At 63.7% G+C, this 24,683-nt stretch carries 29 protein-coding genes; 15 read left to right on the forward strand and 14 right to left on the reverse strand.

The window, feature by feature from the left end:
* The first annotated feature begins 66 nt into the window (after positions 1-66).
* The 8 genes from LVD12_RS11450 to rsd all read left to right on the forward strand — a co-directional run bounded on the left by LVD12_RS11450 (position 67) and on the right by rsd (position 6,368).
* The gene (locus tag LVD12_RS11450) at positions 67-1,320 is read left to right on the forward strand and encodes a malic enzyme-like NAD(P)-binding protein (RefSeq protein ID WP_237067844.1); all 1,254 of its coding nucleotides are present in this window, start codon (positions 67-69) and stop codon (positions 1,318-1,320) included.
* Between the two features lie 84 nt (positions 1,321-1,404).
* Positions 1,405-1,839 carry a hypothetical protein gene (locus LVD12_RS11455; RefSeq protein WP_237067845.1) on the forward strand — a complete coding sequence of 145 codons (435 nt, stop codon included), beginning with the start codon at positions 1,405-1,407 and terminating at the stop codon, positions 1,837-1,839.
* A gap of 117 nt (positions 1,840-1,956) precedes the next feature.
* Positions 1,957-3,537 (forward strand): glutamate--cysteine ligase, encoded by a 1,581-nt coding sequence (gshA, locus tag LVD12_RS11460; protein WP_237067846.1) that lies wholly within the window; start codon positions 1,957-1,959, stop codon positions 3,535-3,537.
* 24 nt (positions 3,538-3,561) lie between these two features.
* Entirely contained in the window at positions 3,562-4,164 is a 603-nt protein-coding gene (locus LVD12_RS11465; RefSeq protein ID WP_237067847.1) for an acyl carrier protein phosphodiesterase, read from the forward strand.
* Positions 4,161-4,652, forward strand: coding sequence for a disulfide bond formation protein B (locus LVD12_RS11470; RefSeq protein ID WP_237067848.1), 492 nt, complete (start codon positions 4,161-4,163; stop codon positions 4,650-4,652). The genes LVD12_RS11465 and LVD12_RS11470 overlap by 4 nt, the downstream gene beginning before the upstream one ends.
* 13 nt (positions 4,653-4,665) lie before the next feature.
* Positions 4,666-5,064 (forward strand): CidA/LrgA family protein, encoded by a 399-nt coding sequence (locus LVD12_RS11475; RefSeq protein WP_237067849.1) that lies wholly within the window; start codon positions 4,666-4,668, stop codon positions 5,062-5,064.
* Entirely contained in the window at positions 5,057-5,743 is a 687-nt protein-coding gene (locus tag LVD12_RS11480; RefSeq protein ID WP_237067850.1) for an LrgB family protein, read from the forward strand. The genes LVD12_RS11475 and LVD12_RS11480 overlap by 8 nt, the downstream gene beginning before the upstream one ends.
* Positions 5,744-5,900: 157 nt before the next feature.
* Positions 5,901-6,368, forward strand: a complete 468-nt coding sequence (gene rsd, locus LVD12_RS11485) for a sigma D regulator (protein ID WP_237067851.1) — start codon at positions 5,901-5,903, stop codon at positions 6,366-6,368.
* 115 nt (positions 6,369-6,483) lie between these two features.
* Here the strand turns inward: rsd and bamJ are convergent, their stop codons facing one another.
* The gene (bamJ, locus tag LVD12_RS11490) at positions 6,484-7,299 is read right to left on the reverse strand and encodes a BamJ family beta-barrel-assembly machinery protein (protein ID WP_237067852.1); all 816 of its coding nucleotides are present in this window, start codon (positions 7,297-7,299) and stop codon (positions 6,484-6,486) included.
* 469 nt (positions 7,300-7,768) lie between these two features.
* Here bamJ and LVD12_RS11495 point away from each other — a divergent pair, with 469 nt between their 5' ends.
* Entirely contained in the window at positions 7,769-8,695 is a 927-nt protein-coding gene (locus tag LVD12_RS11495; protein WP_237067853.1) for a histidine kinase, read from the forward strand.
* Here the strand turns inward: LVD12_RS11495 and LVD12_RS11500 are convergent, their stop codons facing one another.
* On the reverse strand, positions 8,696-9,181 hold the full coding sequence (locus LVD12_RS11500; RefSeq protein WP_255771859.1) for a TIGR02444 family protein: 486 nt from the start codon (positions 9,179-9,181) through the stop codon (positions 8,696-8,698).
* 157 nt (positions 9,182-9,338) lie between these two features.
* Here LVD12_RS11500 and LVD12_RS11505 point away from each other — a divergent pair, with 157 nt between their 5' ends.
* On the forward strand, positions 9,339-11,246 hold the full coding sequence (locus LVD12_RS11505) for an ATP-binding cassette domain-containing protein (RefSeq protein ID WP_237067855.1): 1,908 nt from the start codon (positions 9,339-9,341) through the stop codon (positions 11,244-11,246).
* A 24-nt stretch (positions 11,247-11,270) separates the two neighbouring features.
* Here the strand turns inward: LVD12_RS11505 and LVD12_RS11510 are convergent, their stop codons facing one another.
* From LVD12_RS11510 to ftsY, 7 genes are all read right to left on the reverse strand, one after another.
* Positions 11,271-12,080 (reverse strand): outer membrane beta-barrel protein, encoded by an 810-nt coding sequence (locus LVD12_RS11510; protein WP_237067856.1) that lies wholly within the window; start codon positions 12,078-12,080, stop codon positions 11,271-11,273.
* Between the two features lie 84 nt (positions 12,081-12,164).
* Complete coding sequence (gene trmB / locus LVD12_RS11515) at positions 12,165-12,881, reverse strand: tRNA (guanosine(46)-N7)-methyltransferase TrmB (protein WP_237067857.1); 717 nt, start codon at positions 12,879-12,881, stop codon at positions 12,165-12,167.
* Between the two features lie 60 nt (positions 12,882-12,941).
* Positions 12,942-13,346, reverse strand: coding sequence for a DUF423 domain-containing protein (locus LVD12_RS11520; protein ID WP_369413384.1), 405 nt, complete (start codon positions 13,344-13,346; stop codon positions 12,942-12,944).
* A gap of 98 nt (positions 13,347-13,444) precedes the next feature.
* A complete protein-coding gene (rpoH, locus tag LVD12_RS11525) occupies positions 13,445-14,299 on the reverse strand; it encodes an RNA polymerase sigma factor RpoH (RefSeq protein WP_237067858.1) in 855 nt (284 codons plus the stop codon).
* Between the two features lie 227 nt (positions 14,300-14,526).
* On the reverse strand, positions 14,527-15,552 hold the full coding sequence (gene ftsX / locus LVD12_RS11530) for a permease-like cell division protein FtsX (protein WP_237067859.1): 1,026 nt from the start codon (positions 15,550-15,552) through the stop codon (positions 14,527-14,529).
* Complete coding sequence (gene ftsE / locus LVD12_RS11535) at positions 15,533-16,219, reverse strand: cell division ATP-binding protein FtsE (RefSeq protein ID WP_237067860.1); 687 nt, start codon at positions 16,217-16,219, stop codon at positions 15,533-15,535. Before ftsE ends, ftsX begins: the two co-directional genes overlap by 20 nt.
* Before the next feature lie 46 nt (positions 16,220-16,265).
* Entirely contained in the window at positions 16,266-17,492 is a 1,227-nt protein-coding gene (gene ftsY / locus LVD12_RS11540; protein WP_237067861.1) for a signal recognition particle-docking protein FtsY, read from the reverse strand.
* Positions 17,493-17,571: 79 nt separating this feature from the next.
* Here ftsY and rsmD point away from each other — a divergent pair, with 79 nt between their 5' ends.
* From rsmD to sugE, 5 genes are all read left to right on the forward strand, one after another.
* On the forward strand, positions 17,572-18,180 hold the full coding sequence (gene rsmD / locus LVD12_RS11545) for a 16S rRNA (guanine(966)-N(2))-methyltransferase RsmD (protein ID WP_237067862.1): 609 nt from the start codon (positions 17,572-17,574) through the stop codon (positions 18,178-18,180).
* An 86-nt stretch (positions 18,181-18,266) separates the two neighbouring features.
* Positions 18,267-18,743 carry a pantetheine-phosphate adenylyltransferase gene (gene coaD / locus LVD12_RS11550; protein ID WP_237067863.1) on the forward strand — a complete coding sequence of 159 codons (477 nt, stop codon included), beginning with the start codon at positions 18,267-18,269 and terminating at the stop codon, positions 18,741-18,743.
* Between the two features lie 84 nt (positions 18,744-18,827).
* Entirely contained in the window at positions 18,828-20,549 is a 1,722-nt protein-coding gene (gene ggt / locus LVD12_RS11555) for a gamma-glutamyltransferase (protein WP_237067864.1), read from the forward strand.
* A 27-nt stretch (positions 20,550-20,576) separates the two neighbouring features.
* Complete coding sequence (locus tag LVD12_RS11560; RefSeq protein ID WP_237067865.1) at positions 20,577-20,981, forward strand: DoxX family membrane protein; 405 nt, start codon at positions 20,577-20,579, stop codon at positions 20,979-20,981.
* A gap of 13 nt (positions 20,982-20,994) precedes the next feature.
* Entirely contained in the window at positions 20,995-21,318 is a 324-nt protein-coding gene (sugE, locus tag LVD12_RS11565; RefSeq protein WP_237067866.1) for a quaternary ammonium compound efflux SMR transporter SugE, read from the forward strand.
* A gap of 26 nt (positions 21,319-21,344) precedes the next feature.
* Here the strand turns inward: sugE and LVD12_RS11570 are convergent, their stop codons facing one another.
* From LVD12_RS11570 to radC, 5 genes are all read right to left on the reverse strand, one after another.
* Positions 21,345-22,289 (reverse strand): amidohydrolase family protein, encoded by a 945-nt coding sequence (locus LVD12_RS11570; RefSeq protein WP_237067867.1) that lies wholly within the window; start codon positions 22,287-22,289, stop codon positions 21,345-21,347.
* Between the two features lie 94 nt (positions 22,290-22,383).
* Positions 22,384-23,199 (reverse strand): bifunctional DNA-formamidopyrimidine glycosylase/DNA-(apurinic or apyrimidinic site) lyase, encoded by an 816-nt coding sequence (gene mutM / locus LVD12_RS11575; RefSeq protein ID WP_237067868.1) that lies wholly within the window; start codon positions 23,197-23,199, stop codon positions 22,384-22,386.
* 132 nt (positions 23,200-23,331) lie between these two features.
* Positions 23,332-23,487, reverse strand: a complete 156-nt coding sequence (rpmG, locus tag LVD12_RS11580) for a 50S ribosomal protein L33 (protein WP_069946430.1) — start codon at positions 23,485-23,487, stop codon at positions 23,332-23,334.
* Between the two features lie 36 nt (positions 23,488-23,523).
* Entirely contained in the window at positions 23,524-23,760 is a 237-nt protein-coding gene (gene rpmB / locus LVD12_RS11585) for a 50S ribosomal protein L28 (RefSeq protein ID WP_067083837.1), read from the reverse strand.
* 230 nt (positions 23,761-23,990) lie between these two features.
* Positions 23,991-24,665, reverse strand: coding sequence for a RadC family protein (radC, locus tag LVD12_RS11590; protein ID WP_237067869.1), 675 nt, complete (start codon positions 24,663-24,665; stop codon positions 23,991-23,993).
* Between the last annotated feature and the right edge of the window lie 18 nt (positions 24,666-24,683).

Genomic DNA, 24,683 nt, shown 5'->3' on the forward strand with positions numbered 1-24,683 from the left:
CTGCGCCCCCGCAGTAACCCGTCGGCACGATTTGTCGGCAGAGAATACACAGAGACCATTTCCACGATGACGGAAGCAAAGCGCCAGGCAGCGCTGGATTACCACGCCCTGCCCACACCGGGCAAACTCTCGGTTGAACTCACCACCCCGGCCCAGACCCAGGAAGACCTCTCCCTGGCCTACAGTCCCGGCGTGGCGGAACCGGTGCGTGAAATCGCCCGGGACCCGGAGACCGCTTACCTGTATACCGGCAAGGGCAACCTGGTGGCGGTCGTTTCCGACGGCAGCGCGATCCTCGGTCTCGGCAATCTGGGCCCGCTGGCCTCCAAACCGGTGATGGAAGGCAAGTCGCTGCTGTTCAAGCGCTTTGCCGGCATCAATTCGGTGGATATCGAGGTGGACGCACCGAGCCCGGAACAGTTCATCCAGACGGTGGCCAACATTGCCAATACCTTCGGCGGCATCAACCTCGAGGACATCAAGGCTCCCGAGTGCTTCCATATCGAAGAGGCGCTGATCGACCGCTGCCAGGTACCGGTATTCCACGATGACCAGCACGGCACCGCCATCGTCACGGTGGCGGGCATGCTGAATGCACTGGAAATCCAGGGCAAGCGTATCGAGAGCGCCCGCATCGTCTGCCTGGGCGCCGGGGCCGCGGCAACTGCCTGTTGCAAACTGCTGCTTGCCGCGGGTGCGCGCAAGGAGCAGATTACCATGCTGGACAGCCGCGGCGTGATTCACTCGGGGCGTACCGACATCAATGCGTACAAGGGCGAGTGGGCGCGGGATACCGACATGCGCACGCTGGACGATGCCATCGATGGCGCCGATGTATTCCTAGGCGTGTCCGGGCCGGACCTGCTGTCCGCCGGGCAGCTGGCAAAGATGGCCCCGCGCCCGATCGTGTTCGCGTGCTCCAACCCCAATCCGGAGATCGCCCCGGAACTGGCCCACCGCACCCGCGATGACCTGATCATGGCCACCGGCCGCTCAGACTACCCGAACCAGGTCAACAACGTGCTGTGCTTCCCGTTCATCTTCCGCGGGGCACTGGATGTGCGCGCCGTGCGCATCAACGAGGCGATGAAACTGGCCGCGGTCGAGGCCATCCGCAAGATCGCCCACCTGCCGGTACCGGAGTCGGTACGCGCGGGCTACGGCGGCATCGAGCTGTCGTTCGGTCCGGAATATATCCTGCCGAAGCCCACCGACCCGCGGCTGTTACCGGACGTGGCGGCAGCAGTGGCCCGGGCAGCAGTCGACAGCGGCGCCGCCCGCCTGCCCTATCCGGCACACTACCCGCTGGACCCGCTCTGATTTCCCCTGCGCCCCGGCTTGAGCCGGGGCACCCCCCTCGCTACACTGCTCTTTCCTGATAAGGAATGAGAGTTTTCCCACCGCATGAGTCACGTCTACGTGCTGACCAACCAGCACAAGCAGTTCCTGAGCAAGAGCAACGAGTGGATCGACGGCCGCGAGGCGGGCCGCCTGTTCCGCAGCGAGCACAAGGATGTTGCGATCAACCAGATGTTCGAGGCCAATACGCGCAACGTCAATCTGCGTATCGAGCTGCTGGAGTGCCCGCTGAACACCAAGGGGCAGCCCCAGGTTCCCAGCGAAGCCCTCGGCGATCCGGAAATCCAGCCCGGCGCTCCGGAGGAGATGCCACCGGGGACCAACCCCGAAGTAAATCCGGTACCCGCACCCGAAGTGGAACCGGACAGCGTGCCGGAGATCACCCCGGACGAACCGCCGGAGATCGCACCGGAGGAGCCGCCGGAAATTACCCCCGGGCAGACCGAAGAGGATCTGGCACAATCCGGGTCCGCCGCCTGAGCGACTTGAGAAGCCCCGCGCCGCCCCCATATCGGTGCGATTGCCGACACCGTCCGCCCAGCGCGTGGCGTCTGGCTACAGGAGCCATACGGCAGAAGCCTCAGTAAGGAGTTTCGAGTGCCCAATCACCTGGCCGCCCTGGCCCAGCCCAATCACCTGCCGTTATTGAAGGGCATTCGCCGCGGAATCGAAAAAGAGAGCCTGCGGGTGACCCCCGAGGGCGAACTGGCCAGGACCCCGCACCCCGAGGCACTCGGCTCGGCGCTCACTCACGCCTCCATCACCACCGATTTTTCCGAGGCCCTGCTCGAGTTCATCACGCCTCCGGTGAGCACGCCGGAGGCTGCGCTCGAGGATCTGGACCAGGTGCACCGCTATACCTACCGGCAGATGGGTGAGGAGCGGCTGTGGGTCAACAGTATGCCCTGCCGCCTCGGTGCCGATGGCGATATCCCGGTTGCCCGCTACGGCAGGTCCCACAGCGGCACTATGAAAACCGTCTACCGGCTGGGGCTGGGCCTGCGCTACGGGCGCAGCATGCAGACCATTGCCGGCATCCATTACAACTTCTCGCTGCCGGACGAATTCTGGCGCTGGCTGCACGGCCAGGAACGCAGCGACGAATCGCTGGGGGACTTCAAGACCCGTCGCTATTTCGACCTGATCCGCAATTTTCGCCGCCACTACTGGCTGCTGATCTACCTATTTGGTGCCGCGCCGGCAGTCTGCGGCACATTCGTCGAGGGCCGCGAGCACAGCCTGCAACCGTTTCACGGCGACGGCCACAGCCTGTATGCACCCCACGCCACCTCATTGCGCATGGGCGATCTCGGCTATAACAGCGATGCGCAGAAGTTTCTGGTTGTCTGCTACAACGACCTGGCCAGTTACCTGTCGACCCTGTGTGCCGCCATCAGCCGGCCCTACCCCCCGTACCACCAGCTCGGGGTGAAGGATGCCGAGGGCCATTACCAGCAGCTCTCCACCGGGCTGCTGCAGATCGAGAACGAATTCTATTCGCCCATCCGACCCAAGAACCCCGCACGCATGGGGGAAACAGCTCTGTCCGCGCTGGATAACCGGGGAGTGGAATACATCGAGGTACGCTGCCTCGACCTGAACCCGTTCGCGCCGCTGGGCATCGATGCGCAGCAGATGCGCTTTATCGACGGCTTCCTGCTGCACTGCCTGCTGCAGGACAGTCCCAAGACGGACGAGGACGACTATCGGGCGGTGCAGGAGAACCAGGACCGTATCGTCTATCGCGGCCGCGACCCGCAGCTGCGGCTGATCCGTAACGGCGGCGAGATTGCCCTGACCGAGTGGGCTGAACAACTACTGGCGGAAATCGAGCCAGTGGCAGACCTGCTCGACAAGGCCTGGGAGAGCGACCGTTACCGCAAGGCCGTGGATGCCCAGCGGGCCAAGGTGCGCGGCGAGACCAAGACGCCGGCGGCACAAATCCTCGAGGAGATGGCGGAACGGGGGCAGAGTTTCTTCCAGTGGGCAGCCGACAAGGCGGAACAACACCGCGCCTATTTTCTCGAGCGCCCGCTGGACGATGCGACCGAGGAGCGTTTCCACCAGCAGGCCAGCGATTCGCTGCAGCGCCAGGCAGAAGTCGAGGCAGCGGATACCGGCACTTTCGAGGATTACCTGGGCAAGTACTATGCCCAGTACATCTTCTGCCAGCGCTGAGTGCCGGCCGGGCAGGGCGACAGCGTGAATTACCTGGCGCACCTGCTGCTCTCCGGCCCCGATCCCGACTGGCGCCTGGGAGGCTTGCTGGGGGATTTCGTCAAGGGTCCGCTCACCGGCGAGCGCCCGCAGGCCATCGAGGCCGGAATTCGGCTGCACCGGCGCATCGACGCCCTCTCCGATGTCCACCCCACCTACCGCGCCGCAGTGGCTGAACTGGATCCACACTGGCGACGCTACGCCGGTATCGCCCTGGATATCTGGTTCGATCACCTGCTCTGCCGGCAGTGGTCCCGCTGGCACCCACAATCCCTCGATCGCTACTGCGAACAATGCTGGCGAGACTTTCGTGCCCGCAGCCGGTATATTCCGCCGCGCGCGCAGGCGTTCATGGACCGCGCCGAGCAATTCAGGCTGCTGCAGAGTTACGGCGACGAGCAGGTGATCGAGCGCACACTGGTACGCGTCGGCCAACGTCTCCGCCGGCCAGTGCCCCTCGAGCGCACGCTGCCGGAGCTGGTGGCCGCGCGCGCAGCGATGGAACCGCAATTCGAAACATTGTTCCAAGACTTGAATCGCGAAGCCGAGCGCTTTCGCCAGAATTATTCAGGGCCCAATTCCGCATGAGTCTTCCCAATCCGCGCACCACTTTCCTGCTGGTATTCCTGTCGGTTGTCTTCCTGCTCGGCGCCGCTTTTTATCTCGAGTACGTGCAGGGCCTGGAGCCCTGTCCCCTGTGCATTACCCAGCGGGTCATGCTGCTGGGCGTGGGCCTCGTCTCCCTGATCGCCTTCCTGCACAACCCGGCCGTTATCGGCCGGCGCTTCTACGGCCTTCTGGTCTCCCTGTGGTCGCTGGGAGGGCTGTATTTCGCCGGTCGCCAGTTGTGGCTGCAGAGCCTGCCTGCGGACCAGGTCCCCGCCTGCGGCCCCGGCATCAGCTACATGATCGACGCTTTCCCGGTCGGGGAAGTGATCAAAACGCTCCTGACCGGCGATGGCAACTGCGCTGAAGTGCAGTGGACCTGGCTGGGCCTGAGCATTCCCGGCTGGTCCGCGGTCGGCTTCACCGGCCTGATTGCCTTCGGGGTCTGGCAGGCTTTCCGCAAGCCATAACGCCCGTCCTCCGTTGTACCGGCCACCCGCACCCGTCGAGCGCGTCTGCCAGTGGCTGGCGGGTGCCCTGATTCTGCTCCTGTGTGAGCGCCTGGGCGGTGCCCTGAGCCAGTGGCTCTCGCTGCCAATCCCCGGCGCCGTGCTGGGCATGCTGCTGCTGTTGTTCGGACTGATGGCTTACGGCAGTGTGCCACGGGGTCTGGCAGAGGTGAGCGGACTGCTGTTGCGCTCGCTGGCATTGCTGTTCCTGCCCGCTGCGGTCGGGGTTTATTTCCTGCGCGACCTCTCTGCCGCCGACTGGCTGGCACTGCTGGGGGCCACCATCGTCGGCACCCTACTGAGCTTCCTCCTCACAGCCCTGCTGCTGCGCAATTTGCTCGACAAGAAGCCGGGGAGAGAGACCGGTGATTGAGTCCCTCGCCTCGACGCCCTTTGTCCTCGCGCTCAACCTGGTGGCCTTCCTGCTCGGCCTGGCGCTCTACCGGCGCACCGGAACGCCCCTGTTGCACCCGATCGTCGGCGCCAGTGCGTTCACCGCAGCCTGCCTGTGGCTGTTGCAGATTCCCTACGACCATTACCAGGACGCCAGTGGACTGCTGTATGCATTGCTGGGACCGGCCGTCGTGGCACTGGCGGTACCGCTGCGCCAGAACCTGCCGATCGTGCGCCGTGCTGCCTGGCCGCTGCTGGTGACCCTTGCCGTGGGCGCGGCACTGGCACCGGCTGCGGGAGTGCTGATCGCACTGCTGCTCGGCGCTGCCGAACCCGTCGCGCTGGCTCTGGCCGGCAAAGCGGTCACCACACCCATCGCCCTGGGCCTGGCGGAAAAAGTCGGAGCAGCGGCCAGCCTGACCGTGGGCATTGTCGTTTTCAGCGGAGTGGTCGGCGCCGTGCTGGGTCCGCCGCTGCTGGCCCGGCTCGACATCCGCGACCAGCGGGTGCTGGGTTTCGCCCTGGGCATCAATGCCCACGCCATCGGCACAGCGCGGGCGCTTGAAATCAGTGCACTTTGCGGTGCTTTTGCCGCACTGGCCATGGGACTGTGCGGCGCACTCACGGCCGTGGTTCTGCCCCTTTTGATCACGCCATGATGCTGGAGACGGGAGCGCATTCTGGCGGCCAATGCCGCCAGTTTCTTGCCGGCGGCGGGTCAATCACCTATCTTCCAATGACGTCTTCCGATCGCCGTTGAAGGGACTGTCGGCCGGCGCATGGACAGTAGTAAAAGGAATAACAGGAAGCCCGGAGATGCTGGAAAATTGTAAGTCTGCGCGCGAGCGCTGGGGTGGGGTAAGCGAGATCATCGACCGCTGGTTGCAGTCGCGCCAGGCTCTGATCGTCAGCTTTTGTAATCTGTCCGGCAAAAAGACCTTTGCCGATGGTGACACTGAATCCGAAGAGCAACTGCGCGAGCTTTGCCAGAACCTCGTGGACTACGTTTCCGCCGGGCACTTTGAAGTCTATGAACAGCTGGTGCTCGAGGGCCAGGCGTTTGGCGACCAGAACGGCCTGGAAAAGTCCCGTGAACTCTACCGTGAAATCGATGCCACCACCGACGTTGCCGTCGACTTCAATGACAAGTACCTGGAAACCGACGACCTGTCCAGCCTGCCCTCCGACCTGTCCCAGCTGGGCGAGGCACTGGAGACCCGCTTTGCCTCGGAAGACCGCATGATCGACGTGCTGCATACCGCGCACAAAAACCAGATTGCCTGAAAAGGGCAGCAAGCATCCGCCTGCTCCTCGAAGGTCCTGTCCGCAGGACGGGACAAGGCAATAAAAAAGGGCGAACCGAAGTTCGCCCTTTCTGGTTCAGCCTGACATCAGCGACTCACTGCTCGGAATCCGCCTCATCAGACTGCGCTTCCTCGCCACCCTCTTCTTCGCCAGAGGCTTGCGGCTCACTGCTCTCACCACCGACATTGGCCTTGTGCAGCTCAACCTCAAAGATCAGGGTCTCGTTGGGGCCGATCAGGCCACCGGCGCCGCCCGGGCCGTAGGCCAGTTCCGAGGGGATGTAGAGCTCCCACTTGGCGCCTTCCTTCATCAGCTGCAACGCCTCGGTCCACCCTTTGATCACGCCACCGACGGGGAACTGCACCGGCTCGCCACGGGCATAGGAGCTATCAAACTCGGTGCCGTCGATCAGCGTACCGCGGTAATCCACCTCGACGGTGCTGTCCGCAGTGGGGGAATCGCCGCTGCCCTCGCGCACCACTTTGTACTGCAGGCCGGAGTCAGTCACGACCACGCCGTCTTTCTTGGCATTCTCGTCGAGGAACGCCTTGCCTTTTGCCGCGTTATCTTCCGAGGCCGCCTTGAACTCCTCTTCCTGCTTTTGCAGCATCTCCTGCTGCTTGCTCTGCATTTCCTCCTGGAAAACAGCGATTACCTGCTGCTTGTCTTCATCGCTCAGGCGGGAATCCCGGTCATTGGCCACGTCGTCGAGCGCCATCAATACTACCTGCGGATCCAGGGTGACATCCTGGGACTTGAGCCGCTTGGCCATGTCTTCGGCGATAATATAGCTAACCTTCTGCTCCTGGCTCTCCAGTGCCACCTCAGAGGTTGCGCCGGAATCCTGCTTGCTACAGCCAGCCAGAGAAAGGCCAATGGCAACCGCAGCAGCCAATCGATATTTATTCATGAAGATTGTCTCTTAGTCCGTGGTGTATTTATTTTTGCGTTAAACGGTCGTGCCGGGAGACCCTGCCCGATCCGTTACCGCCCGCATCCTTAGTAAGTCCAGTGGGCGGCAGGTTCCCGGCAAGTCTAACCTATGGCCCGCGGCACTGCACACCGGTCCGTTTCCGCCTGTCCGGCTACACTTCTGGCTGGCAGGGCTGGGATCGGGTAAGGGTGCCGGGCCCCGACCGCAGGAAGTGAATGGATTCACTATTTTTCGTGTTTTTTCCGTGCCCGACAGGGATGCACTTCACAAACAACAACGCTATTATCCCTGCTCGAGCTGCTGTTGTTCTGAATCGCAGAGGTGGACGAACGAGTTCGGGACAACGGTTCAGTGCACGAACCAGGGATCGCGGCAATCGCCGCAAGTTCGCCGGAGGTCCGTTCCGGCCGCACCGAATCGATAATAAACCTCAGGATATTCACTCATGGCTGCCAAACGAAAAGCTGTCAAAAAAGCTGTCAACCCGGTCGCAGACCTGGAAGCACAGATTGCAAAACTCACCGCTCAACTGGACAAGGCGCGCACCAAGCAGGCTGCCGATGCCGCCAAAGAAACCCAGAAAACTGCCAAGGCCCTCACCACGGCAAAGAGCAAGCTGAGCAAGGCCAAGGAACAACTGGCGAAGGCACGCACTGCACTTCGCAAGAGCAAGACCGCCGCTGCGCAGAAGCGGGTCGATGCCGCCGGTAAAAAAGTCGAGCAGCTCCAGGCCACCGCCGACCAGGCCAAGGACGCGGCCGATCAGGCCAAGCAGGCCGAAGCCGCAGCCAAACATGAGCTGAAGGCGGCCGAAACCATTGCCAAGGCTGCAGCCAAGGCCGAGAAAGCGGCAATGAAAGGTACTGCCAAGAAGAAGACAACCCGCAAGGCTGGCAGCAAGAAAGCGACGGCCAAAACTGCGACTACCAAGCAGCCGGCGGCGAAGAAGGCAAAGGCCAAAAAAGCCGCTGCCAAGAAGGTCGCCACCAAGAGCGCGGCCCCCAAAGCGGCCAAAAAATCTGCGACCAAGAAGGCCTCTGCAGGCAAGTCGACCGAAGCAAAAACCGCAGCCAAGCCGGCGGCAAAAAGAGCCGTAAAGAAAGCGCCGACCAAGGCAGCGGCTGAAAAGCCGAGCACTGCGAAAACCGAGGAGAGCAAGGCAGCTACGCAGAAGCCCGCCGAGCCCAAGCCGGCAGCGGAGCCGCAGAAGCCTGAGGCCGCACCAGCGAGCGGTGCCCCCATCCTGGGTAAGACCCCGGAGGTTCGCCCTTTCGGAACCCCCAAGCCGGTGGAACACAAGCCGACGCCGAGCATTACTCCGGCGACTCCGGCCAACAGCCTGTTCTCCAGCGAGGATCCCAGTGACAAGTAACTACTTTGTCACTGCACGGTAATCCGATATCAGGCCCGCCCAGCGGGCCTGATCTTTTTGTGGGATACCGTATTGTTGCCCCGCCAGCACCAGCGGTGAGCGCTCGCCGGGCCAGTGCTCCTGCTCAATCCTCCACAGCGCCGCCAGCTGACGCTGTTCCAGCCGCAATTCGCCCCTCTTGCACCAGGCATAGAGGCGCTCAGTGTGCGGCCGCATGCTGCCCACCCAGCGGCGCAGTTGCCTGACACTGCCGATCATGTGCCGGCGTGGCGCCAGCCCCCGTTCGGCAACCCGCCAGCCCTCTTCGCTCAGCGGCCGGCCATCCAGTTCCCGGTAGCTCGCCCACAACAGAAGGCATACATCTGCGCCGTAGCGATCCTGGCACTGCAACAGGAATGGGGCCACTTCAGCGTGTCCATAAAAGTCCAGGCTGAATGCCCAAAGCGGGTTTTCGAGGGAGCTTGATACAGGTTCCGGTCGGGTCATTGGGGGCCATCGCAATTCATGGTCACAGGGCCTAAAATCCGGTCCGCTGAAATGGTTGCGACTGGTGCCGGCCCGCGTCGACAGGGTGCGGTACCCCGGAGAGCCCACACGCCACTTAGACTAGCACTCTGGATCACCGCCGCGAGAGGTTTTTTCTTTGATTAATTTGCAAGGCGTCACCCTGCAGCAGGGCGGACGCGAGCTGTTGCGAAACGCAGACTGCCGGATCTTCCCCGGCCACAAGGTCGGCATCATCGGTGCCAATGGCTGCGGCAAGTCCACCCTGTTCCGCCTCCTGCTGGGTAAGCTGGAAAGCGATGCAGGCCGCGTCGAGGTTCCCGCGGGCTGGCGCCTCTCGCACATGGCCCAGGAGGTGGAGGCCACAGATCGCTCCGCACTGGACTATGTTCTCGACGGCGATGGCGAGCTGCGGCAGTTACAGAGCGCCATCGAGGCCGCGGAGGCTGCCGGCAGTCCCGATGGCCACGCGCTGGCGGAGCTGCATGAACGCATGGCGGCCATCGATGGTTACAGCGGCCCGGCCCGGGCCGCACAGCTGCTGGACGGGCTGGGCTTCTCCCACCAGGACCAGCAACGACCCGTGAGCAGCTTCTCCGGTGGCTGGCGCATCCGCCTCAACCTCGGCCGCGCACTCATGTGCCCCGCAGACCTCCTGCTGCTGGACGAACCCACCAACCACCTGGACCTGGACGCGACCCTGTGGCTGGAGCAGTGGCTGCAGCGTTTTCCCGGCACCTTGCTGATCATCTCCCATGACCGCGATTTCCTCGATGCGGTGGTGGACGGCATCGTGAGTTTCGAGCAAGGCCAGCTGGTGCAATACAGCGGCAATTACACCGCTTTCGAGCGCGCCCGCGCGGAACGGCTCGCCCAGCAGCAGGTCCAGTTCGAGAAGCAGCAGGCACAGCGGGCGCACATGGAAGACTTCGTGCGCCGCTTTCGCGCCAAGGCCACCAAGGCACGGCAGGCCCAGAGCCGCCTGAAGGCACTGGACCGGATGGCCCAGATCGCGCCGGCCCATGTGGATTCTCCATTCCGCTTCTCACTGCCGGCGGCGGAAAAGAACTCTGATCCGCTCATCGACCTGCGGGATTCCGACATCGGCTACGGTGAGCCCCCCGTGTTGCGCCACGTCCAGCTCGGCATCCAGCCGGGCCGACGCATCGGCCTGCTGGGTCCCAACGGCGCCGGCAAATCGTCGCTGATCAAAACTCTCGCCGGCGAGCTGGCACCGCTGTCAGGCGAGCGCCTCTGCGGCGAGCACCTGGCCATCGGCTATTTTGCCCAGCACCAGCTGGAAGCCCTCGATATCAAGGCGTCTCCAGTGCTGCACCTGCAGCGGCTGACACCCGAGGCCAGCGAGCAGTCCCTGCGGGATTTCCTCGGCGGCTATGGCTTTGCCGGCGACCGGGCTTTCGAACCGGTGGCGGGTTTCTCCGGCGGCGAAAAGGCACGACTGGCCCTGGCCATCCTCGCCTGGCAGCGACCCAACCTGTTGCTGCTGGACGAACCGACCAACCACCTGGACCTGGAAATGCGCCACGCACTGACGCTGGCACTGGCGGAATTCTCCGGTGCGGTGGTGCTGGTTTCCCACGACCGCCACCTGCTGGCCAATACCGTTGACGAGTTCCTGCTGGTGGCGGAAGGCCGCGCAGAGGTTTTCGATGGCGATCTGGAGGACTACAAACAGTGGCTGCTGAACTTCAACCGCGAGCGGCGCCGGCGCGAGGAATCGGCAGCAGACGAGAGCCGCCCGGTAGAGGATCGCAAGGAACAACGCCGGGCGGCGGCTGCACTGAGGGAAAAGCTCAAACCGCTCACCAATCGCCTCAAGCAGGTGGAAAAGGCCATGGCCAGGGCGGAGGAGACACTTGCCGGGCTGGAACAGCAACTCGCCAATGAAGACCTGTACAGCGGTGGCCAGCAGGAGGAGATCGCCCGCCTGAACCGGGCGCAGGCGGAGCAGCGGGAGGCCCTCGACACCCTGGAAATGGAGTGGCTGGAAATCAGCGAGACGCTCGAGCAGGCCCGCAGCCAGTAACGCCCCTAATCACCCAAAAACGGGCTACTCAGGGCAACCTTCCTCGGTCACCGCCACGCCACCCTGTGTGCGCGGGCAGCGATCGAGGTAGTCCGGCACACCGTCATAATCGCCATCCAGCGGGCAGCCGTCGGGCCCTACAGCCAACCCCGGCGGCGTCTGCGGGCAGCGATCGACGCCGTCCACGTAGCCATCGGCGTCGGTATCCCGCACCACCAGCGGATACTCGGCCCATTGATAGCCGATGGCCACCGACAGGAATCCGTCGATACCTCCCTCTTCGACGCCCTGAAAGGCGCGGATATCGGCTCGTGTCTGCCAGCGGGGCCCCAACTGGTATTTCAGGCCGAAGCCGGCATTCACCATGGTCTGGCGCCGGTGCCAGTCGCTCTCGAACTCTTCCGGGTCGTCCGGACCGAAGGAACCGTTGTACTCGATGCGGACTTCACCGACACCAACAGCGACATAGGGTTGCCAGACACAGGGCGCACCGCAGAAGCTGCCCAGAAAGTGGTAGAAGAGGTCCACATGGTAGTTGTAGACATCCACTTTCTCGTCGATGTCCTTGATGTCGGCACTGAAATAGTCGATCGCCCCCTCCATGGCCCAGCGATCGGTGATGCTGTAGCCGAAGCCACCGCCACCACCCGTGGTATCACTGAGCTCCAGGTCGAATTGCTCAAAGGGCGTGCCGTCCAGGCGAGAACTGTCGATCCAGTAACGCCCGCCATTCAGGTAGAGGTTGAAGGTGGTCTCCGGGTCGGCGACCGCGACATCCGCCGCCAGGGCAAGCAGTGATGACAGGAGGAGAACAGACGGGCGACTTCTTGTCATTGTGGGCTCCGGAAGTTCCTTGACCGGCTCGGGTCTGTTTGAAGATAGCAGACATTCCCGACCGCGCAACGCGCGCCAAAGCCCCTACTTCACCCGATACAGCAGATCCCATACACCATGACCGAGACGCTGGCCGCGGCGCTCGAACTTGGTCTCCGGGCGGAATTCCGGCCGCGGGGCATACTGGCCGACGCCGGCGGTGTTCTCCAGCGCCGGTTCAGCCTCCAGCACTTCCAGCATGTGCTCGGCGTAATTTTCCCAGTCCGTGGCCAGGTGCATCAGGCCGCCGCTTTTCAGCTTGCTGCAGAGCAGGCGGATAAACTCCGGTTGCACGATGCGGCGCTTGTGATGCTTCTTCTTGTGCCAGGGATCGGGGAAATAGAGCTGGAAGCGGTCGAGCAGGTCGTCGCTGATGCAGTCATTGAGCACGTCGACGGCATCGGCCATATAGACCCGCAGGTTCCTCACACCCATTTTGCCGGCGTTGTTGATGAGCCGGCCGACACCCGGGGGATGCACCTCGATACCGATAAAATCCTTGTCAGGCTCCGCTTCGGCCATGGCCAGCAGCGAGTCACCCATGCCGAAGCCGATTTCCAGCACCAGCGGCGCCTCGCGGCCGAAAGTGGCAACAGGATCCAGCGGCCCGTCGAACAGGGACAGGCCGTAGGTGCCCCAGTAAGTATCAAAGGCCCGGCGCTGGCCCTCGGTCATGCGGCCGGCGCGGATCACGTAGCTGCGGATGGATTTTTTCTTGTACTCGGTGCGGTAGGGAAAGTCTTCCGCCGACTCGTCTTGCATGGTTCACAACCCCTGTTGTGCAAGCGGTTCAGGATTCAGTCTAGGCCCGGCTGGTGGGTCTCACTCGCCCAGTTTGAGTGCGGCGACACAGAGTGCAGCCCAGCCGCCGATCATGGCGAGCCCACCCAGTGGCGTCACCGGCCCTAGCCATCGCGGGCCGCCGAAAGTGAGACCGTACAGGCTGCCGGAAAACAGCAGCACACCGATCGTGAACAGCGCGCCGGTAACCACCAGCGCGGTCCGCTCACCCCAGTGCTGCATCAACAGCACCACGCCAAGAAGCGCCAGGGCATGCAACATCTGGTAGAGCACGCCGGTCTTATAGGCCTCGAGCAGGTTTTCCGCTACCCGGCCACGGAGGCCGTGGGCACCAAAAGCACCGAGGATCACACCACTGCCGCCCAGCAGGGCGGCGAGGAACAGATAGAGCTTGGTCATTTCCAACCCGTATTGTTGTTCGGTCACCATTCTCTGCGGCGCGGGAGGTTACCGGAAAAGTGCGGGGGCCGACATAAAAAAACCGCGCGGTTGCGCGGTTTTCTGCCAGAAGTCAGTGGCTGCGATCAGGCCTCCATGGCCGCGCGAACTTTCTTCATGGCGTTCTTCTCGAGCTGGCGAATACGCTCGGCGGACACGCCGTATTTTTCCGCCAGTTCATGCAGTGTGGCCTTGCTCTCGCTCAGCCAGCGCGCTTCGATGATGTCACGGCTGCGGTCATCGAGGCCTTCCAGCGCCAGCGACAGGCTGTTGAAACTGGTCTCCTGCCAGTTGTCGCGCTCCAGCTGGGCGGCCGGGTCATAGCGACGGTCCTCGAGATAGTGGGCCGGCGCCTGCCAGGCGCTGTCGTCATCATCGTCCACGCCCGCGTCGAAGGCGGCATCGTGTGCGGAGAGGCGACCCTCCATCTCATACACATGGGACACGTCCACGTTGAGTTCCTCGGCCACCGCCTTGGCCTCGTCGTGGGTCAGCCACGCCAGCTTCTTCTTCTGACCGCGCAGGTTGAAGAACAGTTTGCGCTGCGCCTTGGTGGTGGCGATCTTCACGATACGCCAGTTGCGCAGGATGAACTCGTGGATTTCCGCCTTGATCCAGTGCACGGCGAAGGAGACCAGGCGTACGCCCTTTTCCGGGTTGAAGCGCTTCACTGCCTTCATCAGGCCGACGTTGCCCTCCTGGATCAGGTCGCCCTGATTGAGGCCGTAACCGGAGTAGGACTTGGCAATATGCACCACGAAGCGCAGGTGCGACATGACCAGCTGCCGTGCGGCATCCAGGTCCTCGCGATAGTAGAGGTCCTCCGCCAGCCGCTTCTCCTCTTCAGCGGAGAGCACCTCGAAGCTGCTGACCGTCTGGATATAGGCGCCCAGGTTGGCGCCCGGAGACAGGGTATGGATTGGCTGTAAGCTGGTTCCCATTCAGGTCTTTCCTCCTACCTGTTCTTTTTGCCGGCGAACCGGCAACCGCATGACCGCCCGGACAGGGCGCTGCGGCTGTGATAGCGACTCAGTGTAGCACTAGCAGGGGCGGCGAAGGAAGCCCGCCCAAAATCTCCGCAAACCTTTGAATTCCGGGGCTTTGGAGTGGTTATCCACAGGAAAGGTTCCCGCCCGGCGGCGACTGCTGGCCGGCAGATCAACCCGCCTCAGCGGGGCTCGATCGCCCGCAGGTGACGGGCTACGGCGACCCAGGCGCCACAGAGACCCAGCAGGGCGGCGCCGCCGCCCAGACCCAGCAGGTAGGCCGGGCCGGGGCCCTGCAGAGCGTAGCCGCTGCCGTAGGACGAGGCGAGACCGGCGACGGGCCCGGACAGCAGGCCGACGCCCACTGCCACCAGCAGCCAGGCCAGCAGGCCACCAAACAGGCCGTACCAGAGGCCGCTGTAAAGGAAGGGGCGGCGGACGAAGGCATCGGTGCCGCCGACGAGCTTCACCACCAGAATCTCATCGCGGCGGTTCTCGATATGCAGGCGGATGGTATTCACCACCACCAGGATCACTCCCAGCGCCAGCAGCAGGCCGAGGCCAAGGGAGATGCGCTGGCCCAGCTCGGTGAGGCGCGCCAGCCGTTGCACCCAGGCCATGTCCAGTACTACCGAGTCAGTGAGGGCGCTCTCCCGCAGTCGCGATGTCAGCTGCTCCAGCTCCGCCTCGGCCACCCTGGCCGGGCGCACCAGCAGCACCCCCGGCAACGGGTTGGCGCCCAACCCGGCCAGCGCATCACCCAGGCCGGAACTCTGCTGGAATTCCGCCAGCGCCTGCTCCGGGGAGATATAGCTCACTTCGGCCACGGCGCTATCGCCGCGTAGCTCTTCGGTGAATCGTTCCACCGCCGACTCCCGGGCACTGCGGTTGAGGAAGACCGACAGCTGCGGCTGGCCATCCCAGCCGGCGACTGCCCGCTGGAAGTTGCCCATGCCCAGCTGCAGAGAGGCCGGCAGGGCCAGGGCGATGGCAATCACCAGCGCGGTCATGGCGCTGGCCATCGGGGTGGCGAGGAAACGGCGCAGGGCCTCCGCTGCCATTTCCCGGTGATGTCCGAGCCAGCTGTGCCAGCGATCGGACAGGCGTGTACGCGCTGTCACCGCACCGGCGGCACGCTGGACGCGGGCGTCGGCGGAGGGGCTGCGGGCAACGGCGCCCCGGGCGGGGTTACGGGTAGGCTGCTTCACGGGCCGGTATTCCGTCGTAAATCAGTTGGCCCGCCTGCAGCGTCAGCACGCGCTGGCGCATGCGGGCGATGAGTTCGAGATCGTGACTCGCCACCAGTACGGTGACGCCCACGGCATTGAAGTCGGCGAAGAGCCGCATGATCTCGGCTGACAGTTGCGGGTCCAGGTTGCCGGTCGGCTCGTCCGCCACCAGCACCGCCGGCTTGTTGACCACTGCCCGGGCAATGCCGACCCGCTGCTGCTCACCGCCGGACAGCACGATCGGATTGTGCCGCTCCTTGTGCAGCAGCCCCACCTTGTCCAGTGCCGCCCGCACCCGGCGGCCGACCTCGCGGCGGTTGCAGCCGGCTACCGCCAGCGGCAGAGCCACGTTGTCGAAGACGCTGCGGTCGAACAGCAGCTGGTGATTCTGGAATACGATGCCGAGATTGCGGCGGTAATAGGGGATCTGGCCATTGCGCAGGCGACCGATATTCTGCCCGGCCACGAGGATGCTGCCCCTGGTCGGGCGCTCGATGGCGGTCAGCAGCTTCAGCAGGGTGCTCTTGCCGGCGCCTGAATGGCCGGTGAGGAACACCAGCTCACCGCGACCGATCTCGAGACTCACGCGCACCAGCGCATCCTGGCCGGATTCGTAGCGCTTGTTGACGTTGTCGAAAGTAATCATGGTCGGCCGCTGTTATTGTTTTCGTCGGCGGTTCATCGTCATCGTGTCAGGAGCGGCCCGCGCCCCCACTGCGATCGAACAGGGCGGAGACGAACTCCCGCGCGCGGAATGGCTGCAGGTCTTCGGCCTGCTCTCCCACACCGATAAAGCGTACCGGAATACCGAAGCGCTGCGCCAGCGCAAAGATGATGCCGCCCTTGGCAGTGCCGTCCAGCTTGGTCAGCACAAGGCCGCTGACACCGGCGGCATCGCGGAACTGGGAAGCCTGGCTGATGGCGTTCTGTCCGGTACCCGCATCCAGCACCAGCAGCACCTCGTGGGGCGCGCTCTCGTCCAGCTTGGCCATCACCCGGCGCACTTTCGACAGCTCTTCCATCAGGTTGGACTTGGTGTGCAGGCGCCCGGCGGTATCGGCGATCACCACATCGGTTCCCCGCGCCTGGGCGGACTGCACCGCATCGTAAATCACCGAGGCACTGTCTGCGCCAGTGTGCTGCGCCACCACCGGCACTTTGTGGCGCTCGCCCCAGACCTGCAGCTGTTCCACCGCCGCGGCGCGGAATGTATCACCGGCAGCCAGCATGACCGACTTGCCCTCGCCGAGGAAACGGTGGGCCAGTTTGCCGATGGTGGTGGTCTTGCCGACACCGTTTACGCCGACCACGAGAATCACATAGGGCTTCTTGGTGGTATCGACCTCCAGTGGCGCCTCGACGCCTTTCAACAGGTCTTCCAGCTCTTCCTGCAGCGCCCGGTATAGCGCCTCACCATCGTTGAGCTCGCGGCGGGATACCCGCGCGGTCAGGCGATCGACGATCTCGGTGGTGGCATCCATACCCACGTCCGCCATCAGCAGCTGGGTCTCCAGCTCCTCCAGCAATTCGTCATCGATCTCCTTCGCCCCCAGGAACAGGTTACCCATCCCCTCGGCAAACTGGCTGCTGGTGCGGGTCAGGCCACGGCGGATGCGGGCGAAAAAGCCCTCTTTCTTTTGCGGCGGGGGCTCCGGTGCGGGCTGGGCAGGCTCGGTCTCGGGCAGTTCGGCAGTTGCCTGCGGCTGCGCTGTGCTCTCGTCAGCGCCGGCCTCGACGGCTTCCTCCCCGGCGGAATCCGCTGCCGGCTCCTCGACCCCGGGAGCCGACTCACTGGCCTCGGCCGCCGACTCTTCGGAGGCGACCTGCTCGAAACCAGCCTCTTCGGGCTGGGCTTCCTCGGGTTTGGCCCCGGTGTCTTCGGGCTTGGGCTTCTTTTTGCGCAGGAAGTCAAAGATCATGTCTGTGTCCGGATGTACCGCTGGCGGAAAGGCGCTAATCTTAGCACCGCTCACCAAGCCACACAGCCAGGAATCCGTTTTGTCCCGTAGCCGCGCGCGCAAACCTGCCCACCGCCCATCGACCCCCGGTCTTTCCCAACTGCGGATCATCGGCGGCGAGTGGCGCGGGCGCAAACTGCAGTTCGCTCCGGTGGAGGGGCTGCGCCCCACCGGTGACCGGTTGCGGGAAACGCTGTTCAACTGGCTTCAATTCCGCGTGCCCGGCGCCCGCTGCCTGGACCTGTTCGCCGGCTCCGGCGCACTCGGCCTGGAGGCGCTCTCCCGCGGTGCCGCGGCGGTGGATTTCGTGGAGCTGAACCGCCTGGCAGCCCAGACCCTGCGGGAGCAGTTACAGTTGCTCCAGTGCGAGCGGGGCAGGGTGCATAATTGCAGCGCCGCCCAGTTCCTGCAGGGCGCCGGCGGCAACTACGATATCGCCTTTGTCGACCCGCCATTTGCCGGCGACCTGTGGACCGAAACCCTGGCCGGGCTGGTACCACAGCTATCACCCCGAGCCCTGGTCTATGTAGAGGCACCCAAGACCACAGCCCTGGAGGTGCCGCCATCCTGGCAGCTGCTGAAGGAGAAGCGGGCAGGCCAGGTCTGCATGCGGTTGCTGCAGGTCGGCGAACCCGGCGGTAGCGACTGACACCAACGCTGCCGCCGCCTTTTGAGCCGCAACGGCAAATTGTTTACCATGCGCGTCCCGTTTCGCCGGCAACACAGTTTTGGCTTATGAAGAAAGTCGTCTACCCCGGAACCTTCGACCCCATCACCAATGGTCACATGGACCTGGTGGAGCGGGCCTGCCGGCTGTTCGATCACGTGATCGTCGCAGTCGCCGCCAGCACCCGCAAGAATCCGCTGTTTACCCTCGATGAGCGGGTCGAGCTGTCCCAGCAGGTGCTGAGCCACCTGCCCAATGTGGAAGTGATCGGGTTCGATATCCTGCTGGCGGACCTGGTACGACAGGTCGACGCCTACGGCGTACTGCGCGGCCTGCGCGCCGTGTCCGACTTCGAATACGAGTTCCAGCTGGCCAATATGAACCGGCAGCTGGCGCCGAACATGGAGAGCCTGTTCCTGACCCCGGCGGAACACCTGTCTTATATCTCCTCCTCGCTGGTGCGCGAGATCGCCTCCCTCGGCGGCGATGTCACCAAATTCGTACCGCCGGCGGTGGAACAGGCGCTGCAGCAGAAATTCCGCTGACCTGGCGGGTAGCCAACACCCGACATTCCTCCCGCGGCAGTACCTGTTAAACTCCGGCAGCTCAGCGAGCTACCGGAGTAACACGTGCGCTATCTGATTCTCACCCTTGCCCTGCTGTCGGCCACCGCCGGCGCGCAGGAAGAAGTCCAGCCCGAGGCAGCCACCGGCCGCAGCGCCGTCAAAGCTGCTGCTGCGGATGAATTCATGGCGGTGACCGCCAACCCCCACGCCACCCGCGCGGCAATGAACATGCTCGCGCAGGGCGGTACGGCCGTCGATGCCGCCATCGCCGCCCAGCTGATGCTGACGCTGGTGGAACCACAGTCATCCGGGATCGGCGGCGGCGCCTTTCTGCTGAGCTTTCAGGCCGAAGACAACTCCCTTCACTATTTCGACGGCCGCGAGACCGCGCCAGCGGGAGTGACCAGCGAGCACTTCATCCACGATGGCCAGCCGCAGGGTTTTCTCGAGGCGGTGATCGGCGGTCACTCCGTCGGCGTGCCCGGTGTCATGCGCATGCTGGAGCTGGCGCATCAAAAACAGGGCAAGCTCCCCTGGGCCACCCTGTTCCAGCCGACCATTGAGCTGGCAGAAAGCGGCTTCGAAATTTCACCGCGCCTGCATCTGCTGCTGGAGAAAATGCCGCGCGTCGCCGTGCGTCCGGCGATCCGCAACTACTTTTTCGATAAAGACGGCCAGCCGCTGCCAGTAGGGCACCGGCTCAAGAATCCGGATTACGCCGACACGCTGCGCATACTGGCGAAAGAGGGCGCTGATGCGTTCTACCGGGGCGAAATCGCCGCTGCAATTGTCGAGGCAGTGCGCAACGATCCGCAAAACCCGGGGGCGATGACCCTGCAGGATCTCGCCGGTTACCGGGCTGTGGCGCGCGAGCCGGTCTGCAGTGTATTCCTGCAGTACCGCGTCTGTGGTGCCGACGCCCCTTCCTCTGGCGGTACCACCGTGGGCGCGACCCTGGGGATGCTGGAACAGTTTCCGTTACACGAAATGGAAGCGGGTAGCGCACCACTCACGCACCTGTTTATCGAGGCATCGGAACTGGCCTTTGCCGATCGCAACACCTATCTCGCCGACCCGGATTTCGTCCAGGTGCCCAGCCATGCTCTGGTCGCGCCGGAGTACCTGATGCGCCGGGCCAAGCTGATCTCGCCCGAGCGGGCCAGCCCCGCCGTGCCCGGGGTACCGACACCGGCGACGCCCAGGCGGCAGCCAGCCGCTTCGCCGGAACTTCCCAACACCAGCCACCTGGTGATCGTCGACCGCTACGGCAACGGTGTCAGCATGACCACCAGTATCGAGACCGGCTTCGGCTCGCGGCTGCTGGTCAGGGGTTTCCTGCTCAATAACCAGCTTACGGATTTTTCCTTCATACCCACCGGGGCCGATGGCAAGCTGGTGGCCAATCGTATCGAGCCCGGCAAGCGTCCCCGCTCCTCCATGTCGCCCACCATCGTGCTCGATCGCAACGGGGAAATGCGCCTGCTGGTGGGGTCCCCCGGCGGCTCAAGAATCATCAACTACACTGCACGCACCATCCTCTACCACCTGGCGCTCAATATGCCAATCGAGGAGGCGGTGGCGGCCGGTAATATCGGTGCGATCGGCGGCCGCGTGGAACTGGAGCCGGACTTTTTCAGTGCGGACACGGTAAAAAATCTCGAGGCGCTGGGACACAAGGTGGTGCAACGCAATCTCAACAGCGGCATTCACGCCATTGCGCTGCTCGACGGCAGGCTGCACGGCGGAGCCGACCCCCGCCGCGAGGGCAACGCCGCCGGCCAATAAATCGCAACTTCAGGGATGGGAATAAAAATGCGTGCTTACACACTGCTGTTGTTGCGGGTCAGCCTCGGGCTACTGCTGGTGATCTGGGGCGTGGATAAGCTGGTCAACGTGGACCATGCCATCGCCGTATCCGAGCGTTTTTATCTCGGCATCATCAGTGCGCCCCTGGCATGGAACATCCTCGGCGGCCTGCAGGTGCTGCTCGGTGTGGCGGTGATCCTCGGTCTCTGGCGCAAACTGACCTACCCGGTACAGGCGCTGGTCAATGGCGCCACCCTGCTGGGCGTCTGGCAGTCGGTGGTGGACCCCTGGGGATGGGTGCTGAAAGGCAGCAACGTGCTGTTCTACCCTTCGCTGATTATTTTCGCCGCCTGTCTGGTGCTGTGGGCCTTTCAGGCCGACGACCGCCTGTCGCTGGACCGGCGCCGATAGGGCGGCTTGACCCATGACAAACCCCTGGCTGCTACTGGTCATCGCTGGCCTGCTTGAAGTGGGTTGGGCGGTCGGCCTCAAATACACAGACGGTTTCAGCCGCCTGTTGCCCAGCGTGCTGACCGTCCTCACCATGATCGCCAGCTTCTACTTTCTCGCCCAGGCCCTGAAAGTGATCCCGGTGGGCACCGGTTACGCGGTATGGACCGGTATCGGCGCCGTCGGCACCGCTATCCTTGGCATCGTGCTGTTCGCCGAATCGACGGCACTGCCGCGGCTGCTGTGCATCGGTCTGATTGTGGCCGGCATTGTCGGCCTCAAATTGACCTCCTCCTGACCCCCAGGCGTGATTGGATATCAGTGTCAATCCGGCAGGCTGCCACTGGCGGACGCATCGTAGATCACCTGACCATGGTGGTAACTGCGCAATACTTCCAGCTCGTACAGTGTTTCTGAGCCAACCCCATCCGGGTTGTCAGCGACAATCGTGAAGTCCGCGGTCTTGCCCACCTTGAGCTCATCCTCAAGCAGCTCTGCAACCCCAGGTCCATGCTGATCCTGCGAAGACTCCACCCGGGGAATGATGACCTCTACCAGTGCCATCGCCGCTGGCTCACGAAACACCCCGATGACCAGGCCATTGTCGTCGCGCTCAATCACCCCGTTAGTCGGCTGCGATGTGTCGATATTGATCCCGGCGGCGGCGACCGCTTCGGAATTGGTCCAGAGGGTTTGGTGATCGGCCGAGAACATCAAGATCGGAATCAGATCGCTCACCTGGTCCAGCTGGCCTTTGTGGGGCGGCTGACCAGCAAAGTCGGATTCTCTCCAGCCTGCCCCCACGACCAGCTGCTGCCCGGGATGCGCTTCGATGAATTCAGCAATGGTGCGCTGGTAGTCGGCAATACCGCTTGCGCCATACAGATTGACCAATGCATCGACCGCGTAGCGATGCATGCGGGGATCGGTCGCACCAGGCAACACCAGCTTCCCCTCAAGGTTTTCGACCCGGGTGGGGCCACCGATCAACCGTGAACCGCTGTCAGCATCTCCCAGGTAGATGATGCGCCCATCGCGAACCGCGATCGTTTGCCCCCTGAGCAACTGGCCCTGGGCGGAGTAAATGGAGGCATTGGTGAGAACGAGGTCTGCGAGCTCAGGCCCGGCAACACCCGGCGACTGAGATCCCGCCCGGTCAATTCGCGCACCCGCCTCCCCCTGGCCGGCATCCTTACCGCAACCAGCTGCGAGTAACAGAATGCACAGAACCCAGGCCCAGCGCATGACTTCCGCCCCCTTTGCCCACATGTCGACCAGAGCCTCCCTCTCAATGCTTCCAGGTCCGCCGCTGACCGCCGGATCGGCTGTTCACGAGCGAACCATCGACTGAGTATAGGAAGGGTCAGCGCTGGCAAGTGCTGCAGAAAAAGGTGCTGCGCTGGCCCAGCACCTGATCGCGTACCGGCCGCCCACACTTGCGACAGGGTTCGCCGGTGCGGCCATAAACGTTGAGGCGCTGGGCAAAGTAACCGGGCTGGCCGTCACCGCCGACAAAGTCCCGCAGGGTGGTGCCGCCCTGTTCGATGGCACTGGCCAGCACCTGTTTGATGGCATCGGCCAGGCGCAGGTAGCGGGCGCGGGAGATGCCGCCGGCGGGGCGGTCAGGGCGGATGCCGGCCAGGAACAGGGCCTCGCTGGCGTAGATATTACCCACGCCGACGACGATGCGACCATCCATGACGAACGTCTTCACCGACTGTCGCCGGCCGCGGGAGGCGCCAAACAGGTAATCGCCGCTGAAAGCGTCAGAGAGGGGTTCCGGGCCGAGGTGGGCGAGCAGCTCGTGGGCCCCTGGATCCTCAGTGGTCCACAGCAGGGCACCGAAGCGCCGCGGATCGTGATAGCGGAGATGCAGCCCGCTGTCGAGTACCCAGTCGATATGGTCGTGCTTGCGAATCTCCGCGCCGGGCTCCACCAGTCGCAGGCTGCCGGACATGCCCAGGTGCCAGATGGCACATCCGCGGTCGGTGTGCACCAGCAGGTACTTGGCGCGGCGTTCCAGGCGCAGAATTTTGGCCCCGGCAATGTGCCGCCCGAAATCCGGATCGACCGGCCAGCGCAGGCTGTGCTGGCGCACGAGGGCAGAGCGCACGGTGCGCCCCTCCAGATGTGGGGCCAGGCCGCGGCGGGTGGTCTCTACTTCGGGGAGTTCCGGCATCTCAGTTCTCGCTGTATCACTGCAGGCGTTCGATCAGGGAGGATGCTATTGGCAGTTTTATCGCCACCGCCCGATCGCAAGGCATAAAAAAGCCCGGTAAAAACCGGGCTTTTTCCTGAACAGGGAGGGCAATTACTTGATCTTGCCTTCCTTGTACATCACATGCTTGCGAACGACGGGATCGTACTTTTTGATCTCCATCTTCTCAGGCATGTTGCGCTTGTTCTTGGTGGTGGTGTAGAAGTGTCCAGTGCCGGCACTGGAATTCAGACGAATCTTATCACGCATTGTTCTGTCTCCGATCTCTCAGCAGCTAGCTGCCAGTTACACTTTTTCGCCGCGGGCGCGCAGCTCGCTCAGTACGGTATCGATGCCTTTCTTGTCGATCACGCGCATACCTTTGGCGGAGACGCGCAGCTTCACAAAACGCTTCTCGGACTCAACCCAGAAACGGTGGCTGTGCAGGTTCGGCACGAAGCGACGCTTGGTGCGGTTTTTGGCGTGGGAAACATTATTACCGGTGACCGGGCGCTTACCGGTTACCTGACATACCTTGGACATCTGTTGGCCTCTTCAAAACTCTCGTGCCCGCATGACAGGGAGTGCGGGGACATCTATTCGGGATTCTAATCCGGTTCCTGGGCGGCGGCGGAAACTGTTCAGAATCTGGCCCGGCCGCAAAGAGCGGCGTTTTATACCAGAACAGACCCCGGGGAGCAAGTTTTGTACAGCAAATCCTTCCCTGCGGGAGACAGGCCCCCGGCGGCAGGCCCTGAGGGCGTATGCGCCTCCTACAGCAAGCCCTGCTCGGCAAAAGACAGCGCCGCCCCTTCGCCCACGATCATATGGTCGAGCACCTTGATATCCACAAGCTCGAGCGCCTGGGTCAGCCGCTCGGTTATCCACAGGTCGGCCTGGCTGGGCTCGCTGACACCGGAGGGGTGGTTGTGGGCCAGGATCACCGCCGCTGCGCCGCGCTGGAGCGCCGCCTGGACCACTTCCCGGGGGTAGACGCTGGCAGCGTTGAGGGTGCCCTCGAACAGTTCTTCGAAGGCGATCACCCGGTGCTGACTGTCCAGGTACAGGCAGCAGAACACCTCCCGGCGCCGGTGGCGCAATTGCACGGCGAGGAAATCCCGCACCGCACCGGGGCTGCAGAGCGCATCGCTGCGCCGCAAAGTCTCTGCCAGGTGGCGGCGCGCCATTTCCAGCACTGCCTGCAGCTGCACGAATTTGGCGTCACCGAGCCCCTTGGCCCGACAGAAGTCGGTGCGCTCCGCCTCCAGCAGGGGCCGCAGGCCGCCGAAGTCCGCCAGCAGCTGACGGGCAAGGTCCACCGCCGAGAGTCCCGGCAGCCCGGTGCGCAGGAAGATAGCCAGCAGTTCCGCGTCGGACAGCGCCCCCGCCCCCTTTTGCAGCAGTTTTTCCCGCGGCCGCTCCGCCGCCGGCCAGTCCGTAATTGCCATGGTCTCCTCCCTGAGCCC

Source organism: Microbulbifer guangxiensis, assembly GCF_021729075.1.
Lineage (GTDB): Bacteria > Pseudomonadota > Gammaproteobacteria > Pseudomonadales > Cellvibrionaceae > Microbulbifer > Microbulbifer guangxiensis.